The organism is Pseudomonas sp. A214 (assembly GCF_900156295.1).
Taxonomy (GTDB): Bacteria; Pseudomonadota; Gammaproteobacteria; order Pseudomonadales; family Pseudomonadaceae; genus Aquipseudomonas; species Aquipseudomonas rhizophila.
Genome location: NZ_LT707062.1, coordinates 3,958,349 through 3,971,736, shown reverse-complemented (window position 1 = coordinate 3,971,736; position 13,388 = coordinate 3,958,349). Strand labels below are relative to the sequence as shown.

Genomic DNA, 13,388 nt, shown 5'->3' with positions numbered 1-13,388 from the left:
TGGCTACTTCTGGCGGATGCCTGCGCTGATGGCAGCGACGGCGATAACGACACCCTGGACGATCAGGCGCCCCGGTTCTTGAACACCGAACACTGTGAGTGCAGCGAACAGGTACCCGAAGGCAAGTACTGCGACAAATGGGCCAAGGACACCCCCGCGACCGCTACCGAATGTCACGGCCCCAAGGATCGCCGCTGCGATCGCGTTCATGGCCAAATCAAGGCCCGGCTTGATGCTGCCGACCCCGAGTGCCGAGGTTTGCAACAACGCACCCATCGCACCCAGCAAGCTTGCAGCGATGTGGCTGACACAAATGACACGCTTCACAGGGAGACCGGAGATTGCTGCGGCTTTGGGGCTGTCGCCGATTGCGGCAAGCAGCTTGCCAAACACCAGATAACGAAGTGCTCCGGCGAACACCAACGTCAGTCCGACCCATATGTAGACCGCGTAGGACAACCCAAACAAGCGTTCACTGGTGACCAGGTTCAGCCAACGAGGCACGGCGCCAGGCGGCTGGCCCGCAGTCATCCAAGACACCAGGCCAAGCAGGACAGTAGTGACCCCGAGCGTAATCATCACCGCCGATGCTCTCACATAGGCAATCAGTACTCCGTTAACGGCACCTACTAATACCCCCATGAGTAGCGGGATCACGATGGTGAAGGCCGGGTGCAGCCCCGAGAGGATGCCGGAGGTCACCAGGTAGATGGTCATCGCCGAGACACCAACCACCGAGAGGTCGATCGATCCTGCCCTCATGACCAACGCTTGGCCCAGAACGATGATTCCGAGAGGAGCGCACTGCCTCAGGATTATCGAGGTGAACAGCGGGCTGAGGAGATTGCTGGCAAAAATGCCAATGACGACCAGTAACCCGGCAAGCACGATGTAGGACGGTGGAAGTCTCAGCAGCCACTGGAAAACCGACTGTGTATTTTGCTTGGGGGTAGTCATGTTCAGTGATATCTCATTTGTCGATCGAGTGCTCACAGTCCGATCTCCTTGCGGCGCTGGAGGCTCACCACAGCAAGCAGCAGCAGGCCTTTGACGCCCAGTTGAACGAAGGCGGAAATGTTTGAAAGGTTCATGGTGTTGCCGATGAGGCTAACCAGGAGCGCTCCGATGACAGTGCCGAGCAAGCTACCCACGCCACCGCTTAACTGCACGCCGCCCAACGCGACCGCCATCACTGAGTCGATGTTGAATGCGTTACCCACCTTGGCATCGCCAGATGAGAGCCGTCCTGCCAGATAGAGACCCGCGATAAAGGCGAAGAGCGAGCTGAGCACGTATGCAGCGATGATGATGCGCTGGGTTTTGATGCCGTTCAGACGCGCATTTTCCGCATTGCTGCCGGCAGCGAAGAGGTGCACACCAAACGGTCGGCGATACAATAGCCATGCTGCAACGCAGGCTGGAACTACCACCCAGAACAGCGACCCGGGAACTGCCCCAAGGTTGCCATTCACAGCCCCGATCAACCAGGCTGGCACGTCCCCACCGGGGATTGGCCTGAGCAATAATGCGATACCTTGAGCAATGCTCATGGTGGCCAGCGTCATGATGATGGGATGCACATTCAGCCGTGCGACGCCGTAACCATTCGCCAGACCAATCATCAAGGCGGCGCCAAAGGCAAGGCTCAGATTGATTGCATCATGGTAAGGCATGGCCACCAAGGTGGTCGTCAGACTGACTACGGCGCCGTTTGAAACATCGAGTCCCCCGGTGACCACAACCATCATTTGCCCAATTGACGCAAGGATCAGTGGAGCGGTTTGCGCGATGACGTTTTTGATGTTCTGCGCAGTGAAGAACTCCGGTGAACTGGCAGCTGCTATCACCACCAAAACGGCGAGGATTGCAAAGGCGAAGCGAAGATTTCCGCTACGGGAATTGCGTGGTGCACTGAGAATATTAAGCACGCTCATAGGTCGCTGCTCCATTGGCGGTGGTATCTACCAGGGTCGAAGCAGTACTTCCGATCGCTGCTTGTAGAATCCCTTGTTCGGTGGCTTCGTTGCCAGGCATCTGCGCGACAAGGCGCCCGTCGTGAACTACAAGGATGCGGTCGCAAAGACCGATTAGCTCCAACAGTTCGCGCGACAAGACAAGCAAAGCGCCACCCTGATCCACAAAGCTTCGCAAGAGACGGTAGATCTCTGCTTTTGCGCCCACGTCAACGCCGCGCGTAGGTTCCTCGATAACGATGATGTCGACGCCAGAGGCAAGCCAGCGCCCGATCAGCGCCTTTTGCTGGTTACCCCCAGAGAGCGATTTCACGACAGCTTTTGAGTTGCCTGTGCCGATCTTCATTTCCTTCACAAGGGTCGCGACAAGATTGCGGGCGTTGTGGAGGATCGATCCCATCGGGCGTCCTATCTGGGTTCCCAATGCAATGTTGTCTGCGATAGAGAGATTCAGGAAAAGACCTTCGCTCTTCCTGTCCTCGGGAATGAACCCAATACCAGCTCGAATCATCGCCTGGATACCTGCGGAAGGATCGAGCGACGCAGCAATGGAGCTGGTTGAGTCGTACTTGTAGATGTCAGCCTGAGCCAGGCTTTCCAAGCCGACCAAGGCTCGCGCAATTTCACGTTGCCCCCCGCCTTCCAAGCCCGCGACACCCAGTATTTCACCTCGGTTAAGCGTGAATTGAACGGGCGTACTGCCTTCAGAGACCTGCAGTAAGCGAACATCCAACGCTGGAGTAGCGCTAGGTGTGCCACGTGGTGGGAAGAAATCCACCAACTCGCGCCCGACCATCAAAGCCACCAGGTCGTGCTCGTTCAGTTCACTGGTGGGATGTGTGGCGACATGGCGGCCGTCCTTCATCACAGTCACCGTGTCACACATCTCGAAGATCTCTCGAAGACGATGGGAGATGTAGATGATGGCCTTGCCGGCATCACGCAACTCGAAGATGAGCTGTTGAAGGCGAACCACATCCGCTGCGTTGAGTGCGGCGGAGGGCTCATCGAAAATGAAGATGTCCGCGTCTGCCGAGATCCCTTTGGCGATTTCTACCGCTTGTTGTTGGGCAACGGTGAGGTTTTTAACCAGCGTTTTGGGATCAAACTCCAGCCCCACACGGGACAAAATCTCGGTAGCTTTCGCTTCGGCCTGGGCGTAATCCAGTGCCCCAGAAGGCGTGCGTGGCTCGCGTCCAAGGAAGATGTTTTCTGCTACCGACAGATTCGGAATAAGCGTGAATTCCTGGAACACGGTGGAGATGCCATGATGAAGCGCATCCAGAGGGGAGGTGAGCGCCAGAGGGCTGCCGTTCAGCTCAAGTGTCCCACTGTCTGGTTTGTGCACCCCGGCGATGATCTTCATCAACGTCGATTTGCCTGCCCCGTTTTCGCCTGTTAGTGCATGGATCGAACCTTTCTCAAGGGAAAAGTCGATGCCATGCAACACGGTGGTATTGCCAAAAGATTTGGTGATTTTTTTTGCGCGCAGCATGGCCCGATCCTCTGAATAGACGGTGGCGCGACCTAAGCCGACGCCATCGCAGAATGACGAATTACTTACTGCCGTAAAAGCTCTGGAGCTTGGCTTCCGGGATTTCGGAAGGGCTCCAGTAGGCGTCGGACAGATCCATTCGCACGTACTTATCCAAAGTTTCATCAGTGATCGGGGCTGGGCGGTTCACGTAGTGCTTGTGAACCTGCTTGCCTTCAAGAAGGGCAACAGCGGCACGCACCGCTGCGGCGCTAAGCCCGGGCGGGCAGATCGGGCCGATGGATTGGAGGCCATCGGTTTTCCAGCGACGAAGCCATCCATTCATAGCTTCGCCAGTAATGGGAGGCAGGGAGGAAACCCCCATCTGCTGCAGTGCATCAGCACAGCCCAGAGACATGTTTGCGCCGTCAGACCACACACCGTCGACTTGAGGGTTAGACAGGTACAGGCTTTCACACATGCGCTTTGCATCGTCATAAGACCAGTTTGCGTACTGATCCGAGATCACCTTGATGCCCGGAGCGGCCTTGAATGCCTCCATTGCGCCTTTGTAGCGATCCTCATCGATTGGGTGACCAGCAACCCCCCGCAGAAGCCAGATGTTGCCTTGGCCGTTGTTCTTCTTGATGAGGTAGTCGGCCATGACCTTGCCGAAGAAGAAGTCATCCCCCTGTATCTCGGTAGTGAACTTATCAGTGCTGGTTTTGCCCAGGTACACCACCACCGGAATACCCGCAGCTCGGGCCTTCTCAATACCTGCTGAAGCCGATGTGGTGGTTAACGGCGCGACAATCAGGACGTCTACTTTCTGAGCAATGAGATCTTCAATATCTGCAGCTTGTTTGGACTGGCTGAGGTCAGCACTGCGGAACAGGTATTGGCCGATATTAGGAATGTCCTTGATGGCCTGCTCGGCCTCGTGTGCCGTCTGGTAGGTGTGGGTGGAACCAGACAGCCCATAGTGGCTCATGCCAATTTTCCATGGGCCGGTCTTTTTGAACTCATCTGGTTTGGTGAGGGGGTTGTCGCCGGACGCGGGAGCGGTGTCCGCTAAGAGCACCAAGTCTTCTGCGAAAGTCAGAGGGGCACACAGGGATAAGGCCGAAATAAGGCCGAGCGCGGTCGCCCAACGCTTGATGGATGGTTTCATGCTTGACTCCGTTATTGTATTTGTAAGCCAGCGGCCGGGCAGCGCAGCTGCCCGGTAAAGCAAGGTTTAGAACGGTTGAGCAGTAGGGCGGATCAGGATTTCGTTGACATCGACTTCGGCCGGTTGGGAGATCGCGAAAGCAATGGCACTGGCAATGGCCTCAGCTTTCACAGCAATATCCCGCACCTTCTGCTCTTCAGCTTTGGCTTCAGCATCACTGATGGTCGATGCCAGGTTGGATTGAACCGCGCCGGGCGAGATGATAGTGGTGCGAATCTTCTCACCGACTTCTTGGCGCAAACCTTCCGAAATGGCGCGTACCGCGATCTTGGTACCGCAATAAACAGCGCTGTTGCGGGTTACGATGTGGCCTGCAACCGACGCGATGTTGATGATATGGCCGCTGTCCTGGGCTTTCATCACAGGAAGCGCTGCAGCGATGCCATAGAGGACGCCTTTGATGTTGATGTCGATCATGGCGTCCCACTCGTTAACCTTGAGGGCCTCGATCGGAGACAGCGGCATGATGCCGGCGTTGTTCACAATCACGTCCAGACGCCCAAACTTGTCGATGGTGAAATCGACAAAATTCTGGACATCCTCGCGATGGGTAACGTCGAGGACAGCGAAAGCGGCCTTGCCACCAGCTTCCTGGATCTGCTGAACAATGGTTTCCATGGCCGGTACGGTATTGGCAGGTGCGCCAATGACGACATGAGCACCCAGGCCGGCCAAGTAGCGGGCAGTCGCTTCACCAATGCCACTGCTTGCGCCGGTGATGGCTACCACCTTTCCTTGTACATTCTGCATTTTATTGCCTCGTATTGTTATTTTGGGAGATGCACGCGCTCGATCAGGAGATCTTTCGATAAGTTTTTACGGATGCTGGTTTGGCCAAGAGCGGCAAGAGCTGCTCCACTGTCAGAGCGACGTGCTCGCTCGTCGCATGGTTATCCAGGTCTTTCTGTGTGGCCCATCCGTCGACGATGACGAATTCAGACGGGTCTTCATTCGACTGATAGGCGTCGTAGAAGAGACAGCCTTCTTGCGCTAGCGAAGGCTCTACAAAACCCAGAATCAGAGATTTTCCCTGTTCGAGGTGTTGGGGTTTTACGTTGAAGGTGGCGACGACATAGGCAGCAGACATAGAGCACTCCATCAGAACAGCAGGACGGGTTTGATGACCTTGCCGGACTCAGCGTCGGCGATAGCCTCGTTGATCTTTTCGAAGGGGTAGTGAGTGATGAACCGCTCGAAGGGGAAGAGGCCTTCTTTCTGCAGTTGCACCATCTGTGGGATGAAGACCTGGGGAATCTGATCTCCCAGGATTACGCCCTGAAGCTTGCGATTAAAGGCGATCCAATCCAGCAGGATCGGGATGTCTTTACCCAGGCTATCGAGGCCAAGAAGGGCGCAATGTCCCCCCGGGCGGGTGGAGGCAACTGCATTACGCACAACAGGCGCCAGGCCCACCGCGTCGATGCTGAAATCGGCACCACCCTCGGTAATCCGATGGATCTGATCCACGACATCTTCCGCGCGACCATTGATTACGTGAGTAGCGCCCACGCTCTTAGCCATTTCTAAGCGCGAGTCATGCAGATCGACAGCGACGATAACGCTGCAGCGGCGGATCTTGGCGGCCATAATCGCGGCCAGGCCTACGGCACCGCAGCCGAACACTGCAATGGTGGAGCCTACCGGTGGCTGCATGGCGTTCATGACGGTGCCTGCCCCGGTTGCCATGCCACAACCCAGTGGCGCGGCGATCTTGAGATCGAAATCCTTCGGCAGCTTCGCGGCGTTGTTTTCGGTCGCGAGAATGTAAGTGGCGAAGGAAGATTGGCCCACGAAGTTGGAGGCGACGTCAGCATCCAGAATTGCACGCTTTCCGTTTGGACGGGCGCCGGTCAGGTTGTACTGGACATAGTTTCGGCAGTTCATGGGGTGTGCACGGCGGCAATCCGCGCAGTGGCCGCAAGAGCTCTGACTCAGTGCTACGTGATCACCTACCTGCAGACTTTTGACATCTGCGCCTACCGCTTCAATGACGCCAACGCCTTCATGACCTGGAATCACCGGGTGGCTCGGGCCGAAGATCCCGTCCCTGAGCAAGAGATCCGTGTGGCAGATACCGGATGCAACGGTGCGAACAAGGATCTCGTTCCCTTCAGGTTCGGCCAACGTGAGTTCTCTTAACTCAAGAGGGCTCTTGGCCCTGGTTGCCACAGCGGCAGTGATACGAGGCATTAGCATTCTCCTTAGGCGCCTTCAGGACGCTCGGGTGACTTGAAGCATTTCAAAGGTCACGGAAGCCGACGCGTATGCGCCTCCAGAGCGAAGCTAAGCCCCTATCACGCCGCGACCTTTGTGTTCTTGTATTACAATCTTATCGACGTGTTGTAGGCTAATATATCCCGAAAAAATCAAAAAGCAAGGGAGCTTTTTGGCCTTGATTTCATCTCGGACAGGCGCTATTCACACGCGCTTATGAACAGGAACAAGTCGTGCATGAGAGTTGGATTCAGTGCCTAACTGGCTGAAATACGGATAGAAATTTCTCTGCTTACGGAGCGTCTGCACATCGCTCTTGGGAGGAATTAGGGGGAAAGGGAGTGAGGCGAGTAGACGACTGGTCTAGAAATTACTAGACGACTGGTCGGTACGGAGGTAAGGTGATTGCCATGAACAAGCCAAATGACATGCGTCAGCACATCTTGGATGTAGCGCGCAATCTGATGACCATCAAGGGATACACCGCTGTGGGCTTGGCCGAAGTGCTGAGCAATGCTGGTGTCCCAAAGGGGTCGTTCTATCACTACTTCCGGTCGAAAGAAGATTTCGGCAAGGCACTTCTGGAGGAGTATTTCTCCGAGTACATCAGCCGAATTCTTCCGATTCTGGCGGCCCAGGAGAGCGGAGCTCAATGCCTGCGTCGGTATTTCGAGTACTGGGTTGAGACTCAAGGCACCGATGTACCCCAGCAAAAGTGCCTGGTGGTGAAGCTCGGCCCTGAGGTCTGCGATCTTTCTGAAGATATGCGCGATGTTCTGGAGAAGGGCACTGCCCGAATCGTCAGTGCCTTGGCGTCCTGCATCAGCAGGGGGGTTGAGGACGGCAGCATCACGTCGGCAATCGAACCCAATGCATTGGCGGAAGCGCTCTATCAGCTTTGGCTTGGCGCTTCGTTGCAAGCGAAGCTGCAAAAATCCACTAAGGCGTTCGAAACTGCGAGCCAAGCAGTGAACTGCCTCATCCACTAAAAAATTTTGTCTACCTACTAGACGACTGGTCTACTACAGAGGTGTTTATGACCGATAACAGCACGCGCACGGATCTTTTCTCCCCTATGGAGATGGGGGCCATCAAACTGGCGAATCGTATTGTGATGGCGCCAGTCACTCGTAGCCGGTACTGCGAAGACGGTATCCCGAACGAATTGCACGCGACTTACTACGCACAGAGAGCCAGTGCAGGGCTGATCATTGCTGAGGCGACGAATATTTCTCCTCAGGGCAGAGGCTATGCCGCAACACCAGGTATTTGGAGCGAGGAGCAGGTTGCGGGCTGGAAAAAGGTCACTGATCTTGTCCATGCCGCCGGCGGCAAAATCGTCAGCCAACTGTGGCATGTCGGCCGTTTTTCCAGTGTCGAACTGCAGCCCAACGGCGAAGCACCAGTAGCCCCTTCAGCCGTCCAGGCAGAAGGTAACACTTACACGGTTGATGGCTTTGTTCCGGTATCGATGCCCCGCGCACTAGAAACTGACGAGATCCCAGGAATCATCGAGCAGTACCGAATCGCGGCACGCAACGCCATGCGTGCTGGATTCGATGGCGTAGAGGTGCATTCGGCGAACAGCTATCTGCTTGACCAGTTCCTGCGCGACTCCACCAACAAGCGCACCGATCACTATGGTGGTTCAATCGAGAATCGTGCACGCCTGACTTTGGAGGTCACTGCCGCCATCGTAGAGATCTGGGGTAATGATCGCGTCGGCATTCGCCTCTCGCCGGTTACTCCCGACGCAGGCAACACGCCGCCTGACAGTAATGTGATGGATCTCTACGGCTACCTGGTCGACCAACTCAACCAGTTTGACCTGGCTTACATGCACTTCGTGGAGGGTGCGACGGCCACGACTCGCGAGATCCCTGCCGGCGTTGACATGGATGCGCTGAGTGCCAGGTTCCATGGCCCATACATCGGTAACAACAACTATGACTTGGAAATGGCCATTGAGCGCCGTAGCGAAGATCTGATCGATGCCGTCGCATTTGGGCGCTATTTCATTTCGAACCCGGATCTGGTGGAACGCCTGCGAGTGGGCGCCGAGCTGACCATCGCGCCACGCGAGTCGTACTACGGCGGTGGCGCGAAGGGCTACACAGACTGGCCAAAAGGCAACTACTGATCACTCCCATTTCGCCACCACCTATAGACGCGCAGAGTCCTCTGCGCGTCCGAGGAATTTGAATGAATTACCTAGAAAACAAGGTCGCGGTCGTTACGGGCGCCTCCTCTGGCATCGGCGCTGCGACAGTTCGGGCATTGGCCGCGCAAGGCGTTCGGATCATCGCGGCGGCAATCGATGAACCTCAATTGAATGCGCTGGTTGATGAGGTCGGGCAGGGCGGAGCTGAGGTTTACCCCTATCCTGCAGACGTGACTAACGCTCTTCAGACGCAAGGACTCGCAAATTATGCAAAGCATACCTTCGGGGCCGTCGATATCCTGGTGAACAATGCCGGGCTGATGCTGTTCTCCAATTGGGTCGATGTGGCGACCGACGACTGGAACCGCATGGTGGACGTCAACATCAAGGGCTATCTGAACTGCATTGCTGCCGTTCTGCCTTTGATGGTCGAGCAGAAGTCCGGGCACATCTTGAATATGGCGTCTGTGGCTGGCCATCAAGTGGGGGAGTCGGCCGGCGTCTACAGCGCTAGTAAATTCTTTGTGCAGGCCATGACTGAATCCATGCGCAAAGAGCTGGGTGTCCAGCATGGGATTCGTGCAAATACCATCAGCCCTGGTGTAATCAACACGGGTTGGGCTGACAAGGTGTCTGACCCCGAAGGTCGCAAAGCGGCCCAAGAGCTAAACCGTATCGCGATCTCACCAAGCGATGTGGCCAACGCGGTGGTGTATGCGCTCAACCAGCCTCCGAACGTCACGGTTAACGACCTGATCATCTCGCCCACTCGACAGAACTGGTAAGTGCGTTGCGGCGTGCCGCCTGTTCATCGGTGACACGGCGCCTCTATAGGCGGCGGCCCACCACGGCTTAGTTTCTCGAAAAGGAAGAGCTGCGGTTCCCGGTGGGTTGCTCCTCACAAAGGAGCTATGTTGTGCCAAGTTTGGAATACACCGCGATCGCCCAGTGTTCGGCTGAAGCGGTATGGACTGTTGTTGAGCGCTTTGGAGACATTGCAGCCTGGCATCCTGGTATCTCTGCGAGCAGGCTCTTCAGTGAAGAGGCGCGCGTGGGTAGTGTCCGAGAGCTTCATCTGCCCACGGGCGAGGTACTCACGGAGCGCCTCACTTTGCTTGAGCCGAAGCAAAGAACTGTTGGCTATCGGATGGAAGTCACACCATTGCCAGTCGAGAACTATGAAGCCAGTGTCAGCGTTCAGCCGCTGTCCGACACTGGGGCCTGCGTCATTACCTGGAGGGCAGGATTCGATGTGCTTTCCGGTATCGATGTAGGCAGCATGACGACGGCAGTCAGCAATCTTCTGCGAGATGGCCATCAAGGTCTGGAAGACTACATACTGAGTGATCAGTTATACGCAGAAGGATTTGAAGGGGGGCCTTGCATCACGCCTGTCCCACTGTCTAAGGCCTACCGCTTGATCAACCATGGGCCTACGGTGTTGGTCTCCGCGCGTCATGGAGGCTGTGACAACGTCATGGCTGCTGCCTGGGCGTGTGGCCTGGACTTTGAACCACCTAAGGTCACGGTTGTGATTGACAAGATCGCAGCCACGCGGGCGCTGATTGAGCGAAGCGGCTATTTCGCTCTGCAGGTACCGACTCAGCATCAGCTCGATCTCACCCATGCACTGGGAAACATCAGTCAATCTCAAGATCCTGACAAACTTGTGCATGCAGGGGTGGAGCTGTTCGAGATGCCGAACTCTGATGTGCCGCTTGTCAAAGGCTGTTCAGCCTGGCTGATCTGCAAGCTGATCAGTGAGCCTCACAATCAAGAAACCTACGACTTGTTCATTGGCGAGGTCGTTGGAGCGTGGGCAGACAGTCGCGTGTTCCAGGACGGCCATTGGAAATATGAGCAGGCGCCATCAGGCTTGAGGAGCATTCATTACATCGCAGGAGGGCAGTTCTATGCCATCGGCCAAGCGATGAATGTGAAAGATTGAGGAGGGGAGATCACCTGTCGTTGCGAGAGTAGATCTGAATTGAATCGCTCTTGTGATCGGTTACCGCAAGAGCGATTCAGTAAGCGAGGTCACTCGCTTTCAGCAGGGGCTGACGCAAGCATTTCCATGGCGGCATTTTCAGCGTTCTTGATGTGCAGGGTTGCCATCTTCTGAGCGCCCTCCGAGTCCCGTTGCTTGATACGCTCCAACAGCTCATCAATCTCTGCCAGGCTTTCGTGAAGCCGCTCTGGTCGTGAGAAGGAGGTGGCCCGGAGCAGATTGATCCGGGTCAACAGGCCGTGCAGGACTTCGGTGATCAGTTGGTTGCCACAGCCGCCAAGCATAACGTCGTAAATTTTCGACTTCGCTTGGATCAGGGCACGGCGATCCGGGTTAGCTGCCTGCTTGTGCAGATTCTTGACCGCTTTTTCCATCGCAGTAATTTCGCGATCAGAAGCAAGGCGAGCAAACTCGTGAGCTGCAAAGCCCTCCAGCAACGCGCGAAGGGCATAGAGCTGCCGTGCTTCCTCAATATCGAGGCTGGCAACCACCGGCCCTCGATGAGGCACGATCACAACGAGCTTTTCTGCCTCAAGCTTCCTCAGTGCCTCACGCAGAGGAGGGCGACTGACGGCGAGCATTTCACACAGTTCACGCTCGATCAGTCGCTCGCCAGGTACAAAGCGGCCATTCATAATGGCTTCGCGCAAGAACCCTTCGACATGACCTCGCAGCGTTTCAGGTCGGCTCATTACCGGCATATCATCACGGGCCATTTCTACTCCTCACATGGAGGGCACAGGGCCACCCACGGCTTTCAATCTGATTATAGGACGAGCAGATTGTATACCAATACGCTTGACATCCACCACTTCTGCCCGGGAGGCAGGTTCTGCGCCATTTTCAGGAGCAGCGCTTGATCTGACGGGATCGACACTTGGTATTGCGCGACGCTATCTCGGTTCTCCGCCTAGATGGACTTGAGATCTCTTCGGTACGTTTCAGGGCTCACCAACATCGTGAATGCTGCAATGAGAGCGCTGACGACCATCATTACTACCACCGCCCAGGGCGACCCATCTGCCCAGAGGATCAGCGCACTTGCAAGCATGGGGGTGATACCTCCAAGCAAAATGGATGCTGCCTGGTAGCCAATGGAAATACCGCTGTAGCGAACAGAAGTGGGGAAAAGCTCAGCGTAATAGGCAGCCAAGGTGCCGTACACCGGCCCATGACCCAAGCACAGTACTGTGATCAGAGCCATCCCGAGCAGCATCAGCGATCCACTCATCGCCATGAGGAAGAAGGGATAGGCTGTCACGGCGATAAACAGAGCCCCACCGATGAAGACTGGACGGCGCCCGACCTTATCCGACACCGCCCCCCAGAACGGGATCGAAACGATGTTGAAAAGGGCCGCCAGCATGACCACCAGTAGCACGTCGCTCTTAGCGAGTGAGGTGTACTGAGAGGTGAATGCCAGGATGAACACGGTATAGACGTAGTAATTACCGCCCTCAGCGAAGCGGGCACCAAGGGCGAGCAGCAACGCCTTACGCTGTGTCTTAAAGACCTCAACAAGCGGGCTCTTGCGCTCGGCAACTGAATTTTTCACTTCAAGGAAAGCTGGCGACTCTTCGGTTTTGAGTCGAATGAACAGACCCACTGCAGCAAGTACGACGCTGAAAAGGAACGGGATTCGCCAGCCCCAACTCAAGAAATCCTGCTCAGGCAATGCTGAGGCAACCGCAAATGCGGCAGAGCCGAGCACCAAGCCAGCTGAAACGCCTGTTTGCGGGAAAGCTCCCCACATACCGCGCCGGTTCGCTGGCGCATGTTCAACCGCCATCAGGACGGCGCCGCCCCATTCACCTCCGACGGCAAATCCCTGAATGACCCGCATCACTATTAGAAGCACAGGCGCCCAGATCCCAATTTGTTCGTAGGTGGGAAGCAGCCCTATCAGAGTGGTCGATACCCCCATGAGCATGAGGGTAAGAACAAGCGTGGTTTTGCGTCCCACCCTGTCACCCATTTGCCCAGCGAAGAAACCTCCGAGAGGGCGAGCGATAAAGCCCACAGCAAACGATCCGAAGGCCGCAATCGTGCCGGCACCTGAGCTGAAATTGGGGAAAAACAGATGATTGAAGACGAGCGCGGCAGCGACCCCATAGAGGGTGTAGTCATACCACTCAATCACACTTCCGATGATGCTGGAGATGAGTACTTTACGCTTCCCAGCATCAATCACCGTCCCTGCAGACGCTGATGCCTCCGACCACGCCTGTGCCTTTCCAGTCATGATTGCTTCCTTATTATTGTATTACAATATGAATGTGGTACAGGCCACTCTAGACCCGCTGGCTTAAGCTGCCAAGAGGGTCAGC

General features: G+C 56.0%; 13 protein-coding genes and 1 pseudogene. 5 read left to right on the top strand and 9 right to left on the bottom strand.

Translation table 11 applies throughout. The features are described from left to right. Positions 1 to 3: 3 nt before the first annotated feature. From BW979_RS17770 to BW979_RS17740, 7 genes are all read right to left on the bottom strand, one after another. Positions 4 to 957: an ABC transporter permease gene (locus BW979_RS17770; RefSeq protein ID WP_076386660.1), complete on the bottom strand. Its 954-nt coding sequence runs from the start codon at positions 955 to 957 to the stop codon at positions 4 to 6. A 32-nt stretch (positions 958 to 989) separates the two neighbouring features. Further along, a complete protein-coding gene (locus BW979_RS17765; protein WP_076384812.1) occupies positions 990 to 1,934 on the bottom strand; it encodes an ABC transporter permease in 945 nt (314 codons plus the stop codon). Next, positions 1,921 to 3,468, bottom strand: coding sequence for a sugar ABC transporter ATP-binding protein (locus BW979_RS17760; RefSeq protein WP_076384810.1), 1,548 nt, complete (start codon positions 3,466 to 3,468; stop codon positions 1,921 to 1,923). Before BW979_RS17760 ends, BW979_RS17765 begins: the two co-directional genes overlap by 14 nt. Positions 3,469 to 3,529: 61 nt before the next feature. After that, complete coding sequence (locus BW979_RS17755; protein WP_076384808.1) at positions 3,530 to 4,618, bottom strand: ABC transporter substrate-binding protein; 1,089 nt, start codon at positions 4,616 to 4,618, stop codon at positions 3,530 to 3,532. A 66-nt stretch (positions 4,619 to 4,684) separates the two neighbouring features. After that, complete coding sequence (locus BW979_RS17750) at positions 4,685 to 5,428, bottom strand: SDR family oxidoreductase (RefSeq protein ID WP_076384806.1); 744 nt, start codon at positions 5,426 to 5,428, stop codon at positions 4,685 to 4,687. Positions 5,429 to 5,471: 43 nt separating this feature from the next. Further along, positions 5,472 to 5,765: a putative quinol monooxygenase gene (locus BW979_RS17745; protein WP_172833798.1), complete on the bottom strand. Its 294-nt coding sequence runs from the start codon at positions 5,763 to 5,765 to the stop codon at positions 5,472 to 5,474. 11 nt (positions 5,766 to 5,776) lie between these two features. Beyond that, entirely contained in the window at positions 5,777 to 6,868 is a 1,092-nt protein-coding gene (locus BW979_RS17740; protein WP_076384802.1) for an NAD(P)-dependent alcohol dehydrogenase, read from the bottom strand. A 434-nt stretch (positions 6,869 to 7,302) separates the two neighbouring features. Between BW979_RS17740 and BW979_RS17735 the strand changes: the two genes are divergently transcribed. From BW979_RS17735 to BW979_RS17715, 5 genes and pseudogenes are all read left to right on the top strand, one after another. Continuing rightward, on the top strand, positions 7,303 to 7,881 hold the full coding sequence (locus BW979_RS17735; protein ID WP_076384800.1) for a TetR/AcrR family transcriptional regulator: 579 nt from the start codon (positions 7,303 to 7,305) through the stop codon (positions 7,879 to 7,881). A 47-nt stretch (positions 7,882 to 7,928) separates the two neighbouring features. Beyond that, positions 7,929 to 9,032, top strand: a complete 1,104-nt coding sequence (locus BW979_RS17730) for an alkene reductase (RefSeq protein WP_076384798.1) — start codon at positions 7,929 to 7,931, stop codon at positions 9,030 to 9,032. Positions 9,033 to 9,094: 62 nt separating this feature from the next. Continuing rightward, the gene (locus BW979_RS17725) at positions 9,095 to 9,838 is read left to right on the top strand and encodes an SDR family oxidoreductase (RefSeq protein WP_076384796.1); all 744 of its coding nucleotides are present in this window, start codon (positions 9,095 to 9,097) and stop codon (positions 9,836 to 9,838) included. A 101-nt stretch (positions 9,839 to 9,939) separates the two neighbouring features. After that, a pseudogene (locus tag BW979_RS27850) lies at positions 9,940 to 10,371 on the top strand (SRPBCC family protein); the annotation flags it as partial. A gap of 66 nt (positions 10,372 to 10,437) precedes the next feature. Next, entirely contained in the window at positions 10,438 to 11,001 is a 564-nt protein-coding gene (locus tag BW979_RS17715; RefSeq protein ID WP_076386658.1) for a flavin reductase family protein, read from the top strand. An 89-nt stretch (positions 11,002 to 11,090) separates the two neighbouring features. Here the strand turns inward: BW979_RS17715 and BW979_RS17710 are convergent, their stop codons facing one another. Further along, entirely contained in the window at positions 11,091 to 11,777 is a 687-nt protein-coding gene (locus tag BW979_RS17710) for a GntR family transcriptional regulator (RefSeq protein WP_076384794.1), read from the bottom strand. A 194-nt stretch (positions 11,778 to 11,971) separates the two neighbouring features. Continuing rightward, a complete protein-coding gene (locus BW979_RS17705; protein WP_076384791.1) occupies positions 11,972 to 13,303 on the bottom strand; it encodes an MFS transporter in 1,332 nt (443 codons plus the stop codon). Positions 13,304 to 13,388: the final 85 nt, after the last annotated feature.